This is a genomic window from Halalkalibacter kiskunsagensis (genome assembly GCF_037027555.1).
GTDB classification, from domain to species: Bacteria; Bacillota; Bacilli; order Bacillales; family Bacillaceae_D; genus Halalkalibacter; species Halalkalibacter kiskunsagensis.
The window spans coordinates 41,885-62,797 of the sequence record NZ_JAXBLX010000004.1; the positions used below are offsets into that span (position 1 = coordinate 41,885).

The 20,913-nt window shown below is 35.5% G+C and carries 20 protein-coding genes and 3 pseudogenes; 6 read left to right on the forward strand and 17 right to left on the reverse strand.

Going from position 1 to position 20,913, the window contains the following annotated elements; genetic code table 11:
• Positions 1–6 precede the first annotated feature (6 nt).
• Complete coding sequence (locus SLH51_RS03415; RefSeq protein WP_335959127.1) at positions 7–2,727, reverse strand: response regulator; 2,721 nt, start codon at positions 2,725–2,727, stop codon at positions 7–9.
• Positions 2,728–2,887: 160 nt separating this feature from the next.
• Positions 2,888–3,754, reverse strand: coding sequence for a non-homologous end joining protein Ku (gene ku / locus SLH51_RS03420; protein WP_335959128.1), 867 nt, complete (start codon positions 3,752–3,754; stop codon positions 2,888–2,890).
• A 114-nt stretch (positions 3,755–3,868) separates the two neighbouring features.
• On the opposite strand from ku, the gene SLH51_RS03425 reads away from it, so the two are divergent.
• Positions 3,869–5,710 (forward strand): DNA ligase D, encoded by a 1,842-nt coding sequence (locus SLH51_RS03425; RefSeq protein ID WP_335959129.1) that lies wholly within the window; start codon positions 3,869–3,871, stop codon positions 5,708–5,710.
• Between the two features lie 157 nt (positions 5,711–5,867).
• Here SLH51_RS03425 and SLH51_RS03430 read toward each other — a convergent pair whose 3' ends face one another.
• Positions 5,868–6,542 (reverse strand): NAD(P)H-dependent oxidoreductase, encoded by a 675-nt coding sequence (locus tag SLH51_RS03430; RefSeq protein WP_335959131.1) that lies wholly within the window; start codon positions 6,540–6,542, stop codon positions 5,868–5,870.
• A 241-nt stretch (positions 6,543–6,783) separates the two neighbouring features.
• On the opposite strand from SLH51_RS03430, the gene SLH51_RS03435 reads away from it, so the two are divergent.
• Entirely contained in the window at positions 6,784–6,918 is a 135-nt protein-coding gene (locus tag SLH51_RS03435) for a YjcZ family sporulation protein (protein ID WP_335959133.1), read from the forward strand.
• 151 nt (positions 6,919–7,069) lie between these two features.
• Here SLH51_RS03435 and SLH51_RS03440 read toward each other — a convergent pair whose 3' ends face one another.
• Complete coding sequence (locus tag SLH51_RS03440) at positions 7,070–7,207, reverse strand: hypothetical protein (RefSeq protein WP_335959278.1); 138 nt, start codon at positions 7,205–7,207, stop codon at positions 7,070–7,072.
• A 450-nt stretch (positions 7,208–7,657) separates the two neighbouring features.
• Between SLH51_RS03440 and SLH51_RS03445 the strand changes: the two genes are divergently transcribed.
• Together SLH51_RS03445 and SLH51_RS03450 are read left to right on the forward strand one after the other, a co-directional pair.
• Positions 7,658–8,575 (forward strand): PucR family transcriptional regulator, encoded by a 918-nt coding sequence (locus SLH51_RS03445; protein WP_335959135.1) that lies wholly within the window; start codon positions 7,658–7,660, stop codon positions 8,573–8,575.
• A 110-nt stretch (positions 8,576–8,685) separates the two neighbouring features.
• The gene (locus SLH51_RS03450; RefSeq protein ID WP_335959136.1) at positions 8,686–9,786 is read left to right on the forward strand and encodes an ABC transporter ATP-binding protein; all 1,101 of its coding nucleotides are present in this window, start codon (positions 8,686–8,688) and stop codon (positions 9,784–9,786) included.
• Positions 9,787–9,889: 103 nt separating this feature from the next.
• On the opposite strand, the gene SLH51_RS03455 is transcribed toward SLH51_RS03450, so the two are convergent.
• The 6 genes and pseudogenes from SLH51_RS03455 to SLH51_RS03480 all read right to left on the reverse strand — a co-directional run bounded on the left by SLH51_RS03455 (position 9,890) and on the right by SLH51_RS03480 (position 14,048).
• Positions 9,890–10,279, reverse strand: coding sequence for a hypothetical protein (locus tag SLH51_RS03455; RefSeq protein WP_335959138.1), 390 nt, complete (start codon positions 10,277–10,279; stop codon positions 9,890–9,892).
• A gap of 514 nt (positions 10,280–10,793) precedes the next feature.
• Positions 10,794–11,225: an RbsD/FucU family protein gene (locus SLH51_RS03460; protein ID WP_335959140.1), complete on the reverse strand. Its 432-nt coding sequence runs from the start codon at positions 11,223–11,225 to the stop codon at positions 10,794–10,796.
• Between the two features lie 18 nt (positions 11,226–11,243).
• Positions 11,244–12,140, reverse strand: a complete 897-nt coding sequence (locus SLH51_RS03465) for a fumarylacetoacetate hydrolase family protein (RefSeq protein WP_335959141.1) — start codon at positions 12,138–12,140, stop codon at positions 11,244–11,246.
• A 44-nt stretch (positions 12,141–12,184) separates the two neighbouring features.
• Positions 12,185–12,958 carry an SDR family NAD(P)-dependent oxidoreductase gene (locus tag SLH51_RS03470; protein WP_335959142.1) on the reverse strand — a complete coding sequence of 258 codons (774 nt, stop codon included), beginning with the start codon at positions 12,956–12,958 and terminating at the stop codon, positions 12,185–12,187.
• Positions 12,959–12,976: 18 nt separating this feature from the next.
• Positions 12,977–13,771, reverse strand: coding sequence for an SDR family NAD(P)-dependent oxidoreductase (locus tag SLH51_RS03475; protein ID WP_335959144.1), 795 nt, complete (start codon positions 13,769–13,771; stop codon positions 12,977–12,979).
• Between the two features lie 19 nt (positions 13,772–13,790).
• Positions 13,791–14,048: pseudogene (locus tag SLH51_RS03480) on the reverse strand (hypothetical protein).
• Between the two features lie 482 nt (positions 14,049–14,530).
• Between SLH51_RS03480 and SLH51_RS03485 the strand changes: the two are divergent.
• Positions 14,531–15,550 carry a LacI family DNA-binding transcriptional regulator gene (locus tag SLH51_RS03485; RefSeq protein ID WP_335959145.1) on the forward strand — a complete coding sequence of 340 codons (1,020 nt, stop codon included), beginning with the start codon at positions 14,531–14,533 and terminating at the stop codon, positions 15,548–15,550.
• 163 nt (positions 15,551–15,713) lie between these two features.
• Here SLH51_RS03485 and SLH51_RS03490 read toward each other — a convergent pair.
• The 3 genes and pseudogenes from SLH51_RS03490 to SLH51_RS24400 all read right to left on the reverse strand — a co-directional run.
• Positions 15,714–15,879 (reverse strand): annotated as a pseudogene (locus SLH51_RS03490) (LUD domain-containing protein); the annotation flags it as partial.
• 11 nt (positions 15,880–15,890) lie between these two features.
• Positions 15,891–16,673 (reverse strand): type I 3-dehydroquinate dehydratase, encoded by a 783-nt coding sequence (gene aroD / locus SLH51_RS03495; protein ID WP_335959146.1) that lies wholly within the window; start codon positions 16,671–16,673, stop codon positions 15,891–15,893.
• Between the two features lie 59 nt (positions 16,674–16,732).
• Positions 16,733–16,904 (reverse strand): annotated as a pseudogene (locus SLH51_RS24400) (alcohol dehydrogenase catalytic domain-containing protein).
• Positions 16,905–17,267: 363 nt separating this feature from the next.
• Between SLH51_RS24400 and SLH51_RS03505 the strand changes: the two are divergent.
• Positions 17,268–17,822, forward strand: coding sequence for a shikimate kinase (locus tag SLH51_RS03505; protein ID WP_335959148.1), 555 nt, complete (start codon positions 17,268–17,270; stop codon positions 17,820–17,822).
• Between the two features lie 66 nt (positions 17,823–17,888).
• Here SLH51_RS03505 and hpf read toward each other — a convergent pair whose 3' ends face one another.
• The 4 genes from hpf to SLH51_RS03525 all read right to left on the reverse strand — a co-directional run bounded on the left by hpf (position 17,889) and on the right by SLH51_RS03525 (position 20,893).
• The gene (gene hpf / locus SLH51_RS03510) at positions 17,889–18,446 is read right to left on the reverse strand and encodes a ribosome hibernation-promoting factor, HPF/YfiA family (RefSeq protein ID WP_335959150.1); all 558 of its coding nucleotides are present in this window, start codon (positions 18,444–18,446) and stop codon (positions 17,889–17,891) included.
• Between the two features lie 209 nt (positions 18,447–18,655).
• Complete coding sequence (locus SLH51_RS03515; protein ID WP_335959276.1) at positions 18,656–19,582, reverse strand: S8 family peptidase; 927 nt, start codon at positions 19,580–19,582, stop codon at positions 18,656–18,658.
• Positions 19,583–20,384: 802 nt separating this feature from the next.
• The gene (locus SLH51_RS03520) at positions 20,385–20,558 is read right to left on the reverse strand and encodes a hypothetical protein (protein WP_335959152.1); all 174 of its coding nucleotides are present in this window, start codon (positions 20,556–20,558) and stop codon (positions 20,385–20,387) included.
• Positions 20,559–20,626: 68 nt separating this feature from the next.
• Entirely contained in the window at positions 20,627–20,893 is a 267-nt protein-coding gene (locus SLH51_RS03525; RefSeq protein WP_335959153.1) for a hypothetical protein, read from the reverse strand.
• Positions 20,894–20,913: the final 20 nt, after the last annotated feature.

The window sequence follows — 20,913 nt, forward strand, 5'->3', positions numbered from 1 at the left end:
TTAAATCTACTTATGAAGCCAAACTTTTATTAACGAGAGTAGCTGCTCCATATTAACAGGCTTACTTATATAATCTGAGGCTCCTGCATTAATACATTTTTCCTTATCACTTTTCATCGCTTTTGCCGTTAAAGCGAGAATCGGTAGGTCAGCCCACTTTTCCTCTTTTCGAATAGCTTGCATTGTTTCATATCCATTCATTTCTGGCATCATAATATCCATTAAAATTATATCAATGGAAGTATGATTCTCTAAAACTTCGAGGGCTTCTTTTCCATTTTCCGCAAATACAACTTTCATTTTCTGTTTTTCTAATGCCGTTGTAAGCGCAAATACATTTCGCATATCATCATCAACAACTAAGACCATTTTATTACTTAATTGTTCTTGAATCGTTTCTTTTTGAATATCCATTTGATCGAAACTATTTTGTTTCGTTATAGCATCATCCTGGTCGCTTTCCAATACTATTGCTTCCCCCTCTACTGTACCTGCTACCTCTTGCATAGCTAAATCTACATAACCATCATAATCCGACAAATATAAAGTAAACGTACTCCCATTTCCTTCAATGCTTTCAACACGAATGTATCCGCCTAATAACTCTGAAAGCTCTCTACTAATCGAAAGCCCTAACCCTGTACCACCATATTTTCTTGATGTTGTGCCATCTTCTTGATAGAACGCTTCAAATATGCTTTTCTGTTTTTCTTTCGAAATTCCAATTCCAGTATCGATGACTGAAAATACTACTTTGAAGCCATCTTCTTCTTTTCCTTTTTTAATATGAAGCTCTACACAACCTTTAGTAGTGAACTTAAAAGCATTTGATAATAGATTTTTTAATATTTGTTTTAAGCGCTGATCATCCGTAAAGAGAATCGTTGGTGTATCTGAATCAACCTTTAATTTAAATTCTACTCCTTTTTGATTAGATACCGGGGCAAACTGTCTTTCAACAAATGCCTTCACATCACTAATTAACACTTCTTCAGCGTAAACATCGATTTTTCCCGACTCAATTTTTGATAAGTCCAAAATATCATTTATTAAATCAAGTAAGTCTCTCCCGGAAGCATAGATCGTTGCTGCATGGTCGATTTGTTTTGCTGTTAAATTCCTCTCTGCATTTTCCGCTAACATTTGAGACAAGATTAATAAACTATTTAAAGGTGTTCGAAGCTCATGTGACATGTTTGCAAGAAACTCTGACTTGTACCTAGACCCTAATTTAATATTTCTATTTTTTTCTTCTAGATCCTTTTTTATCAATTCGAGCTCTTTTGCCTTTTCATCTAATTGTTTGTATTGTTCTTGTAACTGCTCATTGATCAGTCGCAACTCTTCTTGCTGTTGTTGAAGCTCTTCTGACTGCGTTTGTAACTCTTCAGATTGCGTTTGTGATTCTACCAACAGTTCTTCTATCTTCATATGATCTAAAATTCGCTCGATACTTGTCCCAGACGCTCGACTTAACTGCTCAAGAATGCGGGTTTCTGAATGAGAAAACGGTTCAAACTTTGCTAATTCTATAACCCCTAACACGTCTCCTTCAAATTCAATCGGAATTAATATTAATGAGGAAGGAGTGGCTGCACCTAATCCAGAGCTCGTTGTAATATACCCTTGCGGAAGATGATCAATATGCATCATCTTGTTATCTTCTGCACACTGACCAACCAACCCTTGACCAAATTGAACTTGATTCACGCCTACATCTTTGTCCTCACGAGCATATGCAGCTATTTTTCTAAAAGCTCTTCCCTCATCCTTTATATAAATAACCCCATAAGTTGCTTTTACAAATTGAGCGATATTTGTCATAATTGTTTTTCCAAATTCATTTAATTCCTTAATACCTTGAAATTTCATTGCTAGCTCTGCATAACGTGATTTAATCCAATTTTCCTCTTTTAAAGCATCAGCTACTTGCTTTTCTTGTTTCGAAATTATCTCAAGGGACTCTGCCATAGCATTATACGCTCTGGCAATATCACCAATCTCATCCTTTGTAGTCACATCAATTCGAGGCAAATGTGTAGTTGAATAAGTAGATACGTTTTTCATCACATTACTTACATTATTTATGCTTTTGGAAATGCTCTTCACAATTGAATAAGTGATAAAAATGATTAATAATAATGCAGCACCTATAAAAACAACAAGAAAGATCACAGCATTTTGGTATGCTTCCTCTGATTCAGAAAGTGCTACCATCATCGCTTGTTCTTCAAGTTCAGCAAATTCGTCAACTTCTTCAATCATATTTTTCCTTAGCTCTTGATTCTCTTGTAAAAGATACGACCTTGCCTCTACTTCATTTCCAGTAGTTACAAGTGAAATAACATTTTGAATCATATCTACATACGATTCATGTAAATTATGTATGGATGACACTAATATTCTTTTTTCCATATCAAAAGATTCCGTTCTTTGTAATCTATCAAATAGAACCTTTAGATTCGTCTCCGATTGATTTATGATCGTAATTTTCTCATTAACATCTGACTCTGAAGTGCTAAGCAGAAGCTCGCGTACTTCCCTAACTATCGTATTTGTTTCATACTTCAATTGTTCTGCTACTGAGACTCGCTCATAATTTTCCATTACGACATCACGCAAATAGCTATTTTGTGTTGTTAATGTATAAAAGACGGTTGTACTTAAAATAAGAATAATTGAAATAATGGACCCTAATCCGATGATCAGCTTTGTTTTTATTTTCATAGTTTTCAAACCCTTTTTAGTTAATCTAATGATTCTAATAGTTTACTATATCAACCATAGTAGTTCTAGAGAGATCCAGTATTTACTAAATAAAAAAGGTTGACAACTAAACTCCAACTCCTTTATTGTAGTCAGAATTTTTGTCAACCTAAACGACCTATTAAGCATTTTTACGAGCTGCAGGTGCTTTTTCTGTTGTGCTTTTTTTCGCAGTTGCTGCCTTTTTCTTTCTTGTTCCCGCTTTTTTCGTTTTCGTTTTATCAAGAGAAGCTTGTAAGGCCGACATTAAATCTGTGACATTCGACACTGCAGCCGGTTCCTTCTCTGTCGCTGTTACAGTTTGTTTTCCTGTTTTCTTTTCTTCAATTAAGTCCATCAATGCAGTACGGTATTCATCTGTGTATTTTTCGGGGGCAAACGTTGTTGTTAACTGCTCCACAAGCATTAATGCTGTATCAAGTTCCTTTTGCACGACTAACTGTTCAGAAGGTACATTTGGAACATCTTGTACATTTCGTACTTCATCAGGAAAATGGATCGTTTCCATTAAAAGGGTATCTTTATAAACACGGACAACAGCCAATTGCTCCTTTGAACGAATGATAATTTTCGCCACTCCAATTTTCCCAGATTCCACTAGGGCTTTACGTAAAAGAGAGTATGCCTTTCCACCACCGCTATCTGGAGCAATAAAATAGCTCTTTTCAAAATAAATCGGATCAATTTCTTCTAATTTCACAAAATCAATAATTTCAACAGCTTTATCTTCATTTTCTTTTTTTAACTTGTCAAGTTCTTCATCATCTAAAACAACAAATTTATTTTTTGCATATTCATATGCTTTTACAATGTCTTCATTCGTTACTTCTTTATCACAACCAGGACAAACCTTTTGATAACTTATTGGAGTGTGGCACTCTTTGTGTATTTGCCGCAATTTTATATCTTTGTTTTCTGTTGCAGTATGGAGCTTAATAGGAATATTAACAAGGCCAAAGCTGATACTTCCTTTCCAAACTGTATGCATCGTTTATTCCACCTACTTTTTTTCTTAATGTGCAATTATTTGCTCTTGTTTATGTATGTTCATTTTAAATTTGTTAAATCTAAATAGTAAACAATGTGGAAAGTAGGGAAAACTGTGAAGCCAATGCTTTTGTCACCTGCAACAGATATTCCGAATGGAAGAGGTTGGCTATACGAAGTCAAATATGATGGATTTCGTTGTCTCTTACAGTGGGAAGAATCTGTTCCACAGTTGATGAGTAGAAACGGAAAGAATCTAAATCTTCAATTTCCTGAAATCATCCAAAGCTGCAAAGAAGTTTATCCCTATATTAAGGATTTCTTGCCATTAACATTAGACGGTGAATTAGTCTATCTATCAAACAACTATAAAAGCCAGTTTAATACGGTACAGCTGCGAGGCCGTATGAAGAAACAAGATGTGATCGCTAACCATGCAAAACAATTCCCTTGCCACCTTGTTATATTTGATATTCTTTCATTGGCTAAAACAAATCAAATGAATTTATCACTTTCAAAAAGGAAAAAGGCTATACAAGTACTTTTTAAAAAGAGTAACCTTCCCTTATCCGTAAATTACGAGAGTACACAACGACTTCAATTGATTGAGACCTATCAAAACGGACAAGAACTTTGGGAACAAATTGTTGTTTATAATGGTGAAGGTATAGTAGCTAAAAGAAGCTCAAGCAATTGGGAAAGTGCGAAACGAACACCTAACTGGCTAAAAATTAAAAATTGGCGTTACGTTACAGTCATATTAACTAAATTCGATAAAAATAATGGCTATTTCCATGGTTCTATCTTTTCTGACAATGCCCTCATTGAAATTGTTGTGTTTCGCCATGGACTAAACGAGGAAGAAGAACGAACATTATTTACCTTTTTTCAAAATAACGGAAAGAAAATTTCAGCAAATGTATGGGAACTTCCCCCTTCCATTTGTGTTGATATTGCCTGTATTGATTTTGATGGTAAAAGCTTAAGAGAACCCATGTTTCATTCATTCAATTTTGAAGCAGAAACAACAGACTGTTCTTGGAAGCACATGCAAAGACAACTGAATCCCATTCCTGAGAACATTCAAATTACAAATGCTGACAAGCCTATCTGGTCCACTATTAATGCAAACAAAGACGATTATTTGCTTTATTTACAAAAAATTGCACCTAATCTACTTCCCTTTTTAAGTGAGCGTTTATTAACCGTCATTCGGTATCCACACGGGTCATCAGGGGAAAGTTTTTATCAAAAACACTGTCCTGACTACGCACCAGATTTTGTTCTAACTGAAAAGGAAGAAGATATTGAATATATCATTTGCAACGAGCTCCAAACGCTTCTTTGGTTAGGAAATCAGCTCGCTCTTGAGTTCCATATCCCCTTTCAAACTCGGCAATCAAAGAAACCGTCCGAAATTGTCTTTGACTTAGACCCTCCATCGGTTGCTGATTTCCAATTAGCGATTACGGCTGCTCAAAAAATGAAATCGATTTTTGATCAATTTAACCTGACAGCATTTGTGAAAACATCCGGAGGAAAAGGACTACAAGTGTACATTCCTTTACCAAAGAATCGTTTTTCTTATACAGAAACACGCATTTTCACTCAATTCGTTTGTCAATTTTTAGTTGAACAAGAACCTGATTTATTTACAACTGAGCGACTAAAAAAGAATCGAAATAACAAATTGTATTTAGACTACATTCAGCATGACGCTGGAAAGACAATCATTGCTCCGTACTCTCCACGCGGAAGCGAAAAAGGTCTTATTGCAACACCATTAAATTGGGATGAAGTAGAAGAATCATTGACACCATTTTCCTTTACCCTTCCAGCTGTAATAAAAAGGATCGAAAACAAAGTGGATCCTTTCAAATTTTTTCGTGAAGTTAGCAATGAACAAGCATTTTCAGACATTCTTGATCAACTAAAAGAATTAGCAAAGAAGAAATAAAGGGCAGAGAAACAATTAATCATTTGGAAAAAGAAAGGACAATCCTGCTTTACAACTTTCTCACGATATCGCAAAGGCTTTCACATTATTTCACTGTCGAATAAAAGGGTGTCCCAAAGGTAAAAAGCCACCTTTTTTTGGACACCTTTGATATCCTCTATTTCATCCATGTTACGATATCATTTAGCTCTTTTCTTGTTTTCGGTCGTGGTTCATCTTTTCGATAACCAAACGCGACCATTACTGACACACCAAAATGTCCTTCTTCTAATAGCCCTTCTTTTTCGAGTAAATCGTGCACTCGTTTGTATTCAAAACCTTCCATTGGACATGAATCGATGCCAATTTGTGCGGCTGCTGTCATCATATTTGCTAATGCGATATAGGTTTGTTTACAAGACCAATCAAAAATCGTTCTCTCATTTTCCAATACACCAAACTTTTCTTGGAAATTTTGATATCTTCTAGGAAGATCTTTCACAACCTCATCTGGTGCTTTTTTTACCGTTTTAAAATGTTTCGTTATATAGTCTGAATCATACCTTACATCTAAACTCTTCCTAGCAAGGATGATCACAAAATGACTTGAAGTTCGCAATTGTCTCTCTGCACCCCAAGCAATCGCTCCCAGTTTCTCTCTAAACTCTTGGTTTTGAATAACGACAAATTTCCAAGGTTCAAGTCCAATTGAACTTGGTGATAACCTTCCTGTTTCTAGGATAAAATGAAAATCCTCATCTGATATTTCTCTGCTAGAATCAAATTCCTTCGTCGCGTGCCTGAATTGAAATGCTTCTAAAATTTGCTGTTTTACAAAGCTATTGTCTGTCATAATTTCTCACCTATTCTTTAGTTATTATAAAAAAGGGTAAATATTAAAACCCTTTAATCATTTTATCTGTAAATTTCCATAACCCTATAGCAATTAGTAACGACAAAGTCATTGTACTATTTTAGAAACAGTTTAAAAACTAAAAATAATTATGAAGACTTCTAGTAAATTCCACTATTGCCTATGACAGAAGCAGGATACGTGCATATGGTGTAGTAACCCCTTGAAAGGTGGTGTAGTTATGGTTTACTACGGACCATGGTATGGTGGTTATTGCTGTCCTCCAGCACCTCGTCACGGCACTGGCTTTGGCTTTGCATTGATTGTCGTGTTAATCATACTGCTCATTATCATCGGTGCAAGCTGGTATAAATAAATGAACGTTAATTAGCGCCATGAAAGGCGCTTTTTTTTATTTCGTCTGCAAGCTAGGGGCTGACCCTTACGTTTTAAGATTTATTAATACCCTACTTTGTTGGCAAAACTGCCTCTTTTATATACTGGTCAATTTGAACCTTATAAGCTTCTCAATTCCGCGATTTTGCTACGTCTATTGCGATTCCCGCACCAGTTATACCTCCACCAATGATCAATACATCAAACGTTTCCTTTTCCAGTTGGTCCATGACACACTCTCTATCAATACTTGAGAATGCTCTTTGCATCTAAACCCCTCCTATATAATCAAAAAAGACCACAACTGACACTTTGGCAATTCTCCAAAGTGTAGTGTGGTCTCTTTTAGTCTCCAACCGTCATATTAACTCACTCATTTTCTCAAAATCAACCATTTTTTATAAAGTTAGCTTATAAACGTAAAAGCTTTTCACATCACAATTGTACTAATATTCAAACACATTATATCATAATGAGTTCATTTTGATCGATAGAATAGTCGTACCATATACGAATACTTTCTTTACAATTAGTCACGTAAAGGCTAGATTCAATAGCCTTTTCGTTTTGTTTCGCTGGGAAACATTTAACCATTCCTATTGTTTTGATATACTATTATTATTGTGTTTGCATATGTCATGATTTCAAGTGTAAATTTGCTTCTTTTAAAAATTTTTCTCTATAATATAGCATTATTCAGGAAAGGGATATGATCACTCATGTTAGAAAAGCTAAAAGACCATTTTGGTGAAGAGTTTATTGTCAACCAAGAAAATTTTTCACCAGATACGAAATACTACTGGTTTAAAACCCCAGAAGATGACACGGTTGGATTTCCTACCGACCAACTTCAAGAAGAAGAACTTGCCCTATTAAATATCTTTTTAACACCCCTTACTAACAAAGCTAGTTTTAAACCAAAATCTATCGAAGAAACGTTTTGGTCAACATTATTGTTTGATAACGGCCAAGTACCTACCTCTGGACTCGATCAATATAAAAACACTTCATTTCGGTTTGTTCACTTTCATTTAAAGGATGACACATCTGAAAGAGAAGCTTTTAATGGTGCAATAAAAAGTTTATTCCCCTCTAAAACGGTCATTATTTGGGAAACTGAAACCAATGGACTTATCATTGACTTAGAGCCACATGTAACAGATTCGATCGATAATTTATATGAATCTATAGTCGATACAATTATAAGTGATTTTTATTTTGAATTGTCTATGTATGTTGGTCTTAGTAATGTCGTTATTTCAGAAGCTCACAGTCGTTATCGGTGGGAAAACTCATGTTTCTCCATAGTAAGGCAGTTCACTAAAAAGAAAATTTATAGAGATGAAGAATTAATTCCCTATCTTTTATTGCATGAGTCGAGCCCTGTTACACTAAAGCAAATTACAGAGGAAACATTAAAAAATGTTATAAATGATCGAGATTTAATAAAAAGCATAAAAGTCTACCTGGATTGCAATATGAATGTATCCCTAGCAGCTAAGAAACTATATCTTCATCGAAATACACTGCAATACCGTGTTGATAAGTTCATTGAAAAAACCGGTATCGACATTAAGCACTTTGGTAATGCTGTCTCCATTTATCTAGCTTTAATGATAGAGGGACTGAAAAAATAATGCATTGTGCACAAAAACAGTGCATTATTTTTTATGCACATTTACGGTATACGAAAACGGTTACAAAAGCTAGACTAAGAGTATCTTAAAGAAACGAAGGAGAGATTGACATGGGTGATATTCGCTTAGAAAACATTTACAAAATTTATGATGGTGACGTAACAGCGGTTACAGATTTCAACTTACAAATTCAAGATAAGGAATTCGTTGTATTCGTTGGACCATCAGGTTGTGGTAAATCTACGACACTACGTATGATTGCAGGTCTTGAAGATATTTCAAAAGGTGACCTATACATTGGAGATCGTCGAGTAAATGATGTTGCACCAAAAGATCGTGATATCGCGATGGTTTTCCAAAACTATGCTCTTTATCCACATATGAATGTATACGATAACATGGCATTTGGTCTAAAGCTACGTAAGTTCAAGAAAGATGAAATTGATAGACGAGTACAAGAAGCTGCTAAAATCCTTGGTTTAACAGAAATGCTTGATCGTAAGCCAAAAGCAATGTCTGGTGGTCAGCGTCAACGTGTTGCACTAGGACGTGCGATTGTACGTGATCCGCAAGTATTCTTAATGGATGAGCCATTATCTAACTTAGATGCTAAGCTTCGTGTTCAAATGCGTGCTGAAATCACAAAATTACACAAACGCTTACAAACTACAACAATTTATGTAACGCATGACCAAACAGAAGCGATGACGATGGCCTCTCGAATCGTTATTATGAAGGACGGTATTATTCAACAAGTAGGTACACCAAAAGAAGTATATGATAATCCAGATAATGTCTTTGTTGGTGGATTTATCGGTTCTCCAGCTATGAACTTCTTAAATGGTACGTTAACAAATGATGGATTCTTTAAAATGGGCGATGTAAAAGTTAAAGTTCCAGAAGGAAAATTAAAATTATTAAAAGAAAGAAACTATGTGAACAAAGATTTAATTCTTGGCGTTCGTCCAGAAGATATCCATGATGAATTAGTATTCTTAGAAGCATCACCAGAATCTAAAATCCAAGCAACCGTTGACGTATCTGAATTACTAGGTGCTGAATCTTACCTCTATTCAAAAGTAGACAATCAAGACTTCATTGCTCGCGTTGATGCTCGTTCTGACGTGAAAAGTGGACAAAAACTTGATTTAGCATTTGACATGAACAAAATTCACTTCTTTGATACAGAAACTGAACTAAGAATTCATTAAAAGTTACAAAATACCCCAGCAATGAACTAGATTGCTGGGGTATTTTTATTAAAAGGGCAACGTCAAAGGTCATTATGCACCTTTGACGTTGCCCTCTTATTTATTACTTATGATCTTCAGGTGTAACCTCTGTATGTAGTGCCTTATAAAACTCAAGGATATGTTTATAACTATTGCCTAAATCTCCAAATGAACCTTGTTTAGAACAGTAGACATCAACAGCTGACTTAATCGGTGTAATTTTAAATACAGTTACAACCATAATATAGGATGAGACGCCTTTTTTCTCTATAACGACTTCCCCGCGCTCAGTATCAATCTTCGTAACTTTCCAATTCCCAAACTTGTTGCTGTTTACCACTTTATTGATCGTTTCTATCATTGTTTCCCGATTCTTTTTGTAATAACGAGTATTTAACCCAGGTAATTTCGGCTTCTCACTAGTTTCTTCATGACTTTTCCATACCCCTACAATTGTACGTAATAATGACACAGCATTTCCTCCTCTTTCTTAATTCGATATATCCTAGTGAAACATGATATCCATTTAATTCTTAGTTTAGCTGATAGTATAGCTACGCAGTTTGAACCAAGCCTACTTTAACAACTACTCTCTCATAGTTCTATTTTATCATTAAATAGACTTAAATTGTGTACGTTTTCATCTTCTTTATGTATTTTTAACAAGAGAATATAAGGCATTCATCTTATTTAACCAGCTTTAGGAAGAAAAAGCTACGTGTGTATGATATTAAAGACCACTACCTTTCATGCTAGGGGCTAACGGTTTCTTTTACAACAATTTTATTTTAGCAAGATGCTAATTCCTGTTTTCAATCGAGCCTAAAGAAACATTCGACGCTTGCTTAACATACTCTTTAAAACAACAAGAATGAAGGAAGGAACCAACTTAAGCCACATGACATTTATGAGAATTAGAGCTAGCAGGTAATCCCCACTAGCTCTAATTCTCATATTTAACTTGTTCCGTTAAAAGGTGGGAAAACTCACCTACTAACTACCCCTTTTTTAAATATAATATTCGCATAAAGGGCTTGCTCACTTGTTGCAACAATCGCGTAAGCTCCTTTTGCTCTCTCATAGAAATCAAATCGTTCGATCATTTGGAATTCCTCGAATGCAGGTTCATTTTTTTTAATAATCTGCTTGTACTCATCCCAAATAACTGGCGTAGTCGAATCACCTGGGACTACCTCCATCAAAGAGATCGGCTTTTCCACATATGTATCAATTGGAAAAAAAGGAAGAATAGCCTCTAATAATTCTACTGCACCATGTCCATCTGATCGCACAAGTCTTTTTGCACAGCTAGCAGCCGGAAAGTTCCCATCAGCAATTACCAGTTCATCTCCATGTCCCATCTCAAGCATGATCTTCATTAATTCCGGCGACAGAATAGAAGGAATCCCTTTTAGCATAGTAGTCCTCCTTTTTTATTATTTATCAGCGATAAATCGATTTGTTAATGAGCCTACTTTTTCAATTTCTACCGTTACTTCATCACCTGGTTGTAGATAAACTTGCTCTGATTCTGGATATCCTAAAATGACCCCTTCTGGTGTACCAGTAAGAATGACATCTCCAGGAGTTAATGTCATATATTGAGAGATGTAGCTTACAATTTCATCTACACGGAAAATCATATCTGATGTATTTGAATCCTGACGTACTTCATTGTTCACATATGTCTTAAGGTTTAAATTATTTGGATCCCCTACCTCATCAGCTGTTACAAGATAAGGCCCCATCGGACTGAAGTCATCACATGTTTTTCCTAAAAGCCATTGCGGTGTCTTCATCTGTAAATCACGTGCTGACAGATCATTAACCGTGCAATAGCCAAATACATAATTCAGTGCGTCTTCCTTATTGACATATTTGGCATTTTTTCCAATGACAACACCTAATTCGACTTCGTAATCTAGTTTGTCTGTCTTTTTCGGCACAGCGATCTCACACTTATGACCCGTCAATGTATTATTAAATTTATTGAATAATATAGGCACCTCAGGATACGGAGCATTTGTTTCATCGGCATGCTTTCGATAATTTAAGCCAACACAAATAATTTTATTAGGTTCTGTTACACATGGTCCCCATTCAACCTCTTCTTCCTGTCTAATAAATGACGCATCCATTTTTGTTGAAAGTGTTTCGATGTATTGCTTAATAGCAGAAAGTGCATTTTCTCCTCCATTGATAACTTCCATTACGTTCGTAGGAACACCTTCTGCTGGCGTAGTCGATAAAGCCGCTTGTACATCAATAATACCTTCCTCAATTTTAACCCCTAATGCTTGATTGCCCTCTTTCAAAAACGTTACGAATTTCATAGTCTCTCATCCTCCAATAATACGTTTAAAGTTTTATAGAATAACTACGCATCTTTCCCAAACACTACGCCCCCATCTATGTAAAGCGGAGAACCCATCATAAACCTCGATTCGTCTGAGGCAAGGAAAAGTGCTGCATAGGCAACATCCTCAGGCTTCCCTAATTCTCCGCTTAATTGACGTGACTTTATTTTTTCTATTGCTTCTTCTGGATTATTGTACGATGTTTTCAAATAACTCTCTACAAACGGTGTGAAAATGGTTCCAGGTAAAATGGCATTTATACGTATATTATACGCTGCATAATCGACTTGCATCGATTTCGTAAGTGCTAAAATCGCCCCTTTTGTAGTAGAATACGAGGCTCGATTAGCAAGTCCCATTTCAGCAATACAAGAGGACATATTAATAATTGAGCCACTTTGTTGTTCCATCATATATGGAAGAACGTATTTACTCGGTAGCATCACCCCGTTGATATTGACGTTTATTGTTTTATCCCATGCCTCTAACTCAATTTCATGAAGTTTTCCAACTCCACTTATTCCAGCATTATTAAATAAAACATCAATGCGGTTATACTGCCCAATCGCTTCTTCAACCATCGATTGAACCGAATGAGCATCGGTTACATCTGCATGAATAAACGATGCTATTCCATTTTGCTCGTGAATTTCCTGTACTGTTTCATTTCCACTCTGACAATTTAAATCATTAACAATAACGCTAGCACCTTCTTTTGCAAATAAAAGAGCTGTACTTTTGCCAATACCAGATCCTGCTCCAGTGATTAAGACAACTTTATTTTGCAATCTCAACTTTCTCACCTCATTTGATTAATGTTCAAGATGGTCTTCCGGTTGCGCTGCCTTAACGGTCAAACCACCGTCCACCATTAGAAGGTGACCGTTAATTTGCATCGCTTCATCTGAAGCTAAAAAAACGACCGCATCACCAATTTGTTTCTCCGTTCCTAAGCGTTTCATCGGATTTGCCTCAATCTCTTTTTGACGAATTTCCGGGTCTGCTAAGAACTCTGTACACATATCCGTATCTACTGTACTTGGACCGACAGCATTTACGTTTATGTTATATTTCCCAAGTTCAATCGCCATTCCTTTGGTCAACATGTGCCCAGCTGCTTTTGAAGCTTGATAATGCGGGATAACAGGGCTCGTTACCATTAAGCTAGCAGTAGATAATATATTGATAATCTTCCCCGATCGTTTTGGGATCATTTTTCTTGCTGCCAGTTGGGAAGTAAGAAAAATTGACTTTACATTTGTATCAAAGGTCCGATCCCACGTTTCTTCTGTTGCTTGCATAAATGGTTCAAAAGGAGCAATACCGGCATTATTTATTAAAATGTCAAGTTCTCCAAGCTCCTCTTCTACAGTTTTCATCATGTTCTCTACTGCTTCTTTTTGTCCAACATCTGCTTTAATTATGATTGCATTTCTTCCTAACGCTTCTACCTCTCGCTTCACCTGTTGAGCTTGTCTAAATGAAGAATCAGAGTGGTAGTTAATCGCAACATCAGCACCTTCTTCAGCTAATCTTAGAACGATTGCCTTTCCGATCCCGCGACTTCCTCCCGTTACTAATGCTTTCTTCTGTTTTAAGCGACTCATCTTACCACTCCTCTATTGTTTATAAGCTAATTCCAATACGACTAATGCTAAATTCCTGATGTCCTAGAACTTCGGCTTTTGTTTCTTGACCAGAAGCAACAGTAACAATCTCATGAAATATACGTTCGCCTGCTTGTTGCAATGTCTATAAGACTGGGCTCGTGTCTACATCAATATTATCTGCCATTCGCTTGGCAGCTAGTTCATTGCCAGAAATCTTGATGACTGGAACAATCGGATTTCCAGTAGGTGTTCCACATACAAGCAATCCCAACACTGAACGTTTTCTCCGCCATCGTTTTCCCCTCTTCCTATTCTATTAATCAATTCCGAATTACTTTCATTTGTATACCGTTCGGCATTTTCCTTTCAAAATGATAGATAGCTCATTTTCTTTTACTAAATCTTTCAAGAAGAGCGTCTAACAAACTTAATAAATCACTTATCACCAACTAACCGACAAACATGGCCACACAGGAAAACGCTTACAAATTAGGGCATTAGGTAATGGATTTAATTAGACTCGTTGTTAGACAGAACGTTCGACTACGCCATTATTGACTTGTGCTAGTCGTGCAAATAAATTTACCAATCGTCAAACCCTTCCTTTACAATTTTCATATGGTATTATTATGTTATCGATAACATTAAAATAACAGAATATTTCATTTGCTGTCAATATAATTTACAATAGAGTAATAATTTTTTATTTTCTTTACTTCATAAAGCAATTAAGAATTTTTAGGAAGGACGTATGTTATGGCAACTATCTATGATGTCGCAAAATTAGCTAAAGTCTCCCCTATGACCGTATCGAGAGTCATTAACCAAAAAGGGGCAATTAGCGAATCAACCAAATTAAAAGTAGAAAAAGCAATTGAGGAATTAAACTATATTCCAAATATATCAGCACGTAGTCTCATATCTAAGTCAACGAAAATCATTTCTCTTCTCATTACTGATATCAGCAATCCTTTTTTTACAAAGGTTGCACGAGGTGCCGAAGACAAAGCAATGCAACTAGGCTATCAAGTCATTTTTAGCAATAGTGATGAGGACGTTGAAAAAGAATCGAGATACATTCAAATGCTTCTAGAGTCAAGAGTGGACGGAGTATTAATGGCTCCTTCTGGTGACCATTCAAAAAAAAATGTACAAAAACTAATTCAAAATCGCATTCCTTTTGTCATCCTCGACAGAGAAATAGAAGGCTTACCATCTGACATTGTTTTAGGGAACAGTCATGAAGGTACCAGAAAATTAATGGATCACCTTATAATTCAAGGACACAAAAAAATTGCCTTAATTAATGGACCATCCTATATATCAACAGCTAGAGAACGTAAGCAAGCTTACATGGAGTCTTTGCAATTTGCCGGAATACAAATTGATGAATCACTACTATTTGAAACTGATTATAAACAACAAACTGAAAACAATATTACTGATAAACTATTAGAGCTCCCCTCTCATCAGAAGCCTACTGCCATATTTGCTGCAAATAATTTCATTGCCGCAAATATGATGAAAAAATTAACTGAACGTGGAATAGACGTGCCAAACGATGTTGCATTTGTCTGTTTTGATGACTTTGATTCTTTTAGTAATCTCCATTCATTCCTTACGGTTGCAGCACAACCCGCCTATGATTTGGGTTATATGGGGGTTCAAATGTTAGTAGATAAGATTGAAGGCAACTCGAACTTAGATAATCGAAGAATTGTCTTGCCTCCTGAGATAAAAATTAGACAATCTTCTACCCGTTATAAAAATGAATAACCTCCTTCAAAACTAACTTAGGCTTATATAGTAAGAGGCTGCTTACCAAGGATATGACCGTCTAGTACGGGAATCCTTGGTAAGCAGCCTCTGTTGATAAATCTATATTATTCTATTACTTTTATTTGTCATAGACAATTAAATAATACGCTTTAACAGGCCCCTATACCCAAACAACTAAATTCATTTCTATGTCAGCACTATTGCTTGGTCTAAATCTAAAGTTTATGCAAGAGGGTACTTGCCGTTCTCTTGGTGCATTGGATACTTAAACTAGTAGCCTGAGTCATTGTAGAGATAATCGTACTTTTTAGTATGATGGCAATATAGTAGCCTCAACTTATGATGACTTCTTAACAATCTCCATAACAGACCTAAGCTCTTCAATCGGTATTTGGCCTGGTGCAGAACTACTTTGTCCTACTCCAAATGTAATCGTAGAACCAAACACAAAACCAAACATCCGAGTAACGGCACCATATTTCCCCATCGAAATTGTCACCAACGGAATGTTTATCCTCTGAGTAGCATCTTGTGTTGCTTGTAACAGCAGTAAAACATCATCCATATTTTGTGGCATAACAGCAACTTTAGCAAGGTCAGCTCCAAATGATTCAGCTGCTATAAACTTATCCATCAGTACCGAATGAGCTGGTGTTAACTCAAAATTATGGAAAGATAAAATCAAACGAACACCGTATTTCGTTGAAGCTTCTCGTAGATACTCAATATCTTTTTTATCATTGATTAATTCATAATCGATTATATCAACATTATTTGTTGCACATACATTTGCTATTAATTGAATTTTATCCTCCTCTGATAAAGAAATAGAATTTCCTCCCTCTTTTGTTGACCTAATTGTAAACAAAATTGGAGTTGTTTCTACTAGAGATCGGATTATAGAAAGCATTTCAATGACTTTCTCTTTGTCATCTAAATTTTCAAAAAAGTCAGCACGCCATTCAATTAAATCAGGGTTTTTTGTCTTAATATTTTCTAACTCATTAATAATCTCACTTTCAGATTTCCCGATCAATGGGATGCAAATCTGTGCGTTGCCATTACCAATTTCAATCCCTCTTACCTTCACAGTCTTTTGTGGATTAACTTTTTCACTCATATAAACTTTCCCCCTTGATAACATTCAGCAGCTTTGTTCTATTAAAATAGTTCTTATAATCATAAATGAACAACACTTATTGGGCAACTACCTATACACGAAAAGATGTTGGTTTTACCGTTTTCACAATACTCACATTCCCCGCAGTAAAAATTTGGTTGGATCACTACTCTACTTCCAACTTTCAATTACAGTACCCATTAATTCATGTCCTGGACAAACTGGATACATGGCATGTGGCAAACGTCCTTTATACACACTTACATCCGAACCACAAATTCCAGCATATCGCGCACCTTTATTTTCACTTCGTCTTCTTTTAATGAAGCTAAAAGTGGAAGCTCCCTTAATTCTAACTCATTTTGTTTTTTAGATATAACCCTCTCATGTTGTTTAACACCCGCCCTCTGTTACACCACTTTTCTATCACGTTATTAATTATACAGGTACTAGTAGCAAAAACTGCTAAAAAGCAATTATTTTTATAAAATTCCAACAACATTTTTACAACTGCTGAAAACTATATTATAATTTAGAGTAGTATGGGTATTTACCATCTATAAAGAACAGAAAAAATGGAAAGTGAGCTTTTATATGTCTAATTTTAAAATGTTCCCAAAAGAAAAAAGTATTGTTTTTATCGGATTTATGGGAGTTGGAAAAACCACTATTGGAAAGCTAGTTGCGCAGAATTTAAATAGAAGTTTCATTGATATAGATGAAGAAATTGAAAAAGAGTATAAGATGCCAACAACAGAAATCTTTAAAACAATCGGTGAAAAAGCCTTTCGTGAAAAAGAGAAAGCATTAATTACAAAATTCTGCAGCCAAAAATCAATAATCATCTCCGTTGGTGGCGGTGCATTTCTGCAAAAAGAAGTGCGTGAAGTGTGTTTATCTAATTGTACTGTCATAGCTTTAGATATCTCATGGGAACAATGGAAAGAACGTCTTGATAAAATTATTGATAGTCGTCCTGTCCTAAAGGGACTTTCTATGGAGGAAATTGAAGCACTATTTTACAAAAGAAAAGAAATTTACGTTACTCATCACTTAAAGTTCACAACTGATCATCTAACTGAGGAAGAAGTTGCTAATGACATTACAGAATCGTTGAAACCAATTTCGGAGCTTAATGATTCAAATTAAAAGCTTTTATATAGTAAATGAACCCTTTTCCATCTTGGAAAAGGGTTCATTTACTATATTGCTCTCTCATTCTGTTTCAATCACTCCATATTTCCCATCATTTCGTTGGTAAACAATATTAGTCATAGATGTCTCGGCATCTGTAAAAACAAAGAATTGATGGCCTAACATATTCATTTGAAGAACTGCTTCTTCTGTATCCATCGGCTTTAAATTAAACCGTTTTGTCCTAACAACTTGGATTCCCTCTTCTTGACATTCCGTTTCTACTTCCGGTTCCATTAGTAGAACTGCGTTAGACTGTTGCTTATTGACTGCTTTTTCTTGCCTTGGTTTACGGTTAACTTTTGTCTTATATTTCCGTACTTGACGCTCTAATTTATCAACAATCAAGTCAATTGCTGCATACATGTTTTCATGTTGTTCTTCTGCACGTAAAAGTAATGACTTCAAAGGAATGGTTATCTCAACTTTCGTATCATTTTCGTATACTTTTAATTTCACTTGAACTTCTGTAGTGATGGAGCCGTCAAAATACCTTTCGAGCTTTTCTACTTTTTTTATAATGAAATCTCTTAAAGCGTCTGTCACCTCTAAATTTTCACCGCGAATATTAAACCTCATTGAGTTACCTCCTAGTATAAAACATTTTTGTACTTGATTTGTTGCTTCTTTCTATATCCAAATCATACTACTAACTCCTTACTCTTGCTGTGAGCTTCATCACACAACACCAAAAAATCAAACAAGCAATTTGGAAATCATTGCTTGTTTGGTTTTTCGTTAGGTCCAATCATTATTTTTGAACTTGTTAATACATCCGATTACATTCTTTACTTTGTAGTTGAAATTTGTTCATTCTCTTTTGCAACTTTTAAACCCGTTGCTAGTTTTAAGATCCCATTCCCTTGAAAACGCCGACTATAATTCAATGTAACAGTTCTCTTAATTAACTGAGCGTATAATTCAGGTTCAGATAATGGTCGCTCAAATTCTTTCTCACTTTGTTCAATAAGTAGAGCAGCTGCACCTGATATATGTGGTGCGGCCATTGAGGTGCCTGATAAAACAGCAAATTCATTATTTAAATAAGTAGATAAAATCTCTTCACCCGGAGCCACTAGATCGATTTTACAATTTGTATTACTGAATTTAGAAATCTCCTCTTGTAAATTTACGGATCCCACTTGGACCACTTCTGGATACGCACCAGGATAGGCGTACTCATCTGTAGCATCATCTCCATCCCCTTCATTCCCAGCTGCACAAATAACAAGAATGTCTTGTCGTATCGCTTCTTTAACCGCTTCATGCAATTCTGGAGAATCTTCCCTACCTCCTAATGACATCGAAATGACACGTACTCGTTCGCCCTTTTCGCCCCTCCATTTTGTCGCATAACGGACTCCTTCCGTTATCCACCTTGTATCTCCAAACCCTTGTCCTGTTAACACTTTTATCACAAGTACCTTTGCTTTTGGAGCCACTCCAATTACACCTGCGTCATTTTCAGCTGCACAAATGGTTCCACAAACATGGGTGCCATGGCCATTGTAATCCTCAAAAACCGAAGTATCACGATTATCATCTGTTGTAAAATTGTAGCCACCTATAATTTGGTCTGTTAATTCATAATGGTCGGAATCACAACCTGTATCAAGAACAGCAATTACAATTCCATCACCAGTATATCCTTGCTCCCAAACAGAAGGTGCCTCAATTAATTCAATCCCCGGTGGGATAACTTTCGTATCTTGCATCACAGTTTGAATTGTATATGGAATTAAACTAACTTTACTCAATGTGATTCCCCCTTTAAATGTATTAAAAGCAACATATATCCCTTTTCTCCCTTAGTACTCTTTTACTTTATTTCTTTTCGAACTTAAAGATTTTTCGCATCATTTAAAGCGATCTCGTATATAATTTATTCGTAGGCAGTTTTTCAATTAGATAGACGGTTCCTTATGGGAAGCGTCTTTTCTTTTTGGATTCTATTCTGAGTTCTTTTATATTTCTTATTCCTAGTGTGATGGTAGAGAAGACTGTGGCAACAAGCAAGAACAATTGTAAGAACCACTCTAGCCACTCCAACACACTTATCGCCCCCTTTTTGACAAAAAGAGCCCTGCACAGTTCACCGATGACTGAAGGGCTCTTTTTTTGAGTATGCAACTATTGTTTCGTACTATAAGGATAATTATGGAATATATATTATTGATGATTGTAACACGCCATACAAAGTCAAACATCATTTTTACGAATATTCGTTCGATTTTACTGGTTCATAATACTTCTTCTATGTAAATCCCCTTACTTAATTCCTAGATTTAGTGTTTTCATATAGTTACGTTAGGGAGGAATGTATGATACATTGATTGTAGCTAGTCTTGAACTAGTTATTTGTATTTTTTATAATAAAATAAAACGCCTAGATCATTTGAGTCCAAGCACTATTAATATCCATTTTTAGTAATATTCAAGAAAAAACCATCTTGCATGGATTACCTTCAGTTTTGTTTGTTGCAATAAGAATCTTTATCTAATTGAACTTAGAAACTATTACCTTGTAAACTTAAATTCATGAGTGAATGAAGCACGTTTTTTATTTAGTTCTTCACTTGACCAAGTCAAGCTTAATGGACAAAAATCATACATTTCTCTCCAAACGATGATAGGCTCAAATTGTCCTCGAAGTTTATTACCAACAACATCACCATTTACAATATGTATCATTCGTTCCCCCTAATAAATTAACTATAGTATTACTGTTAGTTTAGCCCCCCAACCTTTAAAACTTCTAATTAACAAACTTCTATTTTCTTTTTCCATAAGACTTTCCCTTTTTCCTTCGTAAGCAAAGATGTTCTAAATTTTCTCTTTAACACCTCTAAATTGGAACTAACAAATTCCTTCTTCATATATGGATATTTGTATCTATTATCAATAGCATCAAAATATAAAGTCATTCTAAAGAGGAAATCCCCATCTTTTGTAATAACAGCCCGATACGTTCCAATATATTGACCATCACCATTATATCCTTTAATTTTCCCAACCCACATTTCCATTAGATTTATGATAACCTCCT

Bases quoted from the DNA above. Each gene is read 5' to 3' on its own strand.
- SLH51_RS03440 (WP_335959278.1), bottom strand. From the start codon at position 7,207: ATGCAAAGAGCATTCTCAAGTATTGATAGAGAGTGTGTCATGGACCAA.
- SLH51_RS03415 (WP_335959127.1), bottom strand. From the start codon at position 2,727: ATGAAAATAAAAACAAAGCTGATCATCGGATTAGGGTCCATTATTTCA.
- SLH51_RS03460 (WP_335959140.1), bottom strand. From the start codon at position 11,225: ATGCTAAAAGGGATTCCTTCTATTCTGTCGCCGGAATTAATGAAGATC.
- SLH51_RS03525 (WP_335959153.1), bottom strand. From the start codon at position 20,893: ATGGAAATGTGGGTTGGGAAAATTAAAGGATATAATGGTGATGGTCAA.
- SLH51_RS03430 (WP_335959131.1), bottom strand. From the start codon at position 6,542: ATGACAGACAATAGCTTTGTAAAACAGCAAATTTTAGAAGCATTTCAA.
- hpf (WP_335959150.1), bottom strand. From the start codon at position 18,446: ATGAGGTTTAATATTCGCGGTGAAAATTTAGAGGTGACAGACGCTTTA.
- SLH51_RS03450 (WP_335959136.1), top strand. From the start codon at position 8,686: ATGGGTGATATTCGCTTAGAAAACATTTACAAAATTTATGATGGTGAC.
- SLH51_RS03435 (WP_335959133.1), top strand. From the start codon at position 6,784: ATGGTTTACTACGGACCATGGTATGGTGGTTATTGCTGTCCTCCAGCA.
- aroD (WP_335959146.1), bottom strand. From the start codon at position 16,673: ATGAGTGAAAAAGTTAATCCACAAAAGACTGTGAAGGTAAGAGGGATT.
- SLH51_RS03445 (WP_335959135.1), top strand. From the start codon at position 7,658: ATGTTAGAAAAGCTAAAAGACCATTTTGGTGAAGAGTTTATTGTCAAC.
- SLH51_RS03485 (WP_335959145.1), top strand. From the start codon at position 14,531: ATGGCAACTATCTATGATGTCGCAAAATTAGCTAAAGTCTCCCCTATG.
- SLH51_RS03515 (WP_335959276.1), bottom strand. From the start codon at position 19,582: ATGCAAGATACGAAAGTTATCCCACCGGGGATTGAATTAATTGAGGCA.
- SLH51_RS03505 (WP_335959148.1), top strand. From the start codon at position 17,268: ATGTCTAATTTTAAAATGTTCCCAAAAGAAAAAAGTATTGTTTTTATC.
- SLH51_RS03520 (WP_335959152.1), bottom strand. From the start codon at position 20,558: ATGATACATATTGTAAATGGTGATGTTGTTGGTAATAAACTTCGAGGA.
- SLH51_RS03465 (WP_335959141.1), bottom strand. From the start codon at position 12,140: ATGAAATTCGTAACGTTTTTGAAAGAGGGCAATCAAGCATTAGGGGTT.
- SLH51_RS03475 (WP_335959144.1), bottom strand. From the start codon at position 13,771: ATGAGTCGCTTAAAACAGAAGAAAGCATTAGTAACGGGAGGAAGTCGC.
- ku (WP_335959128.1), bottom strand. From the start codon at position 3,754: ATGCATACAGTTTGGAAAGGAAGTATCAGCTTTGGCCTTGTTAATATT.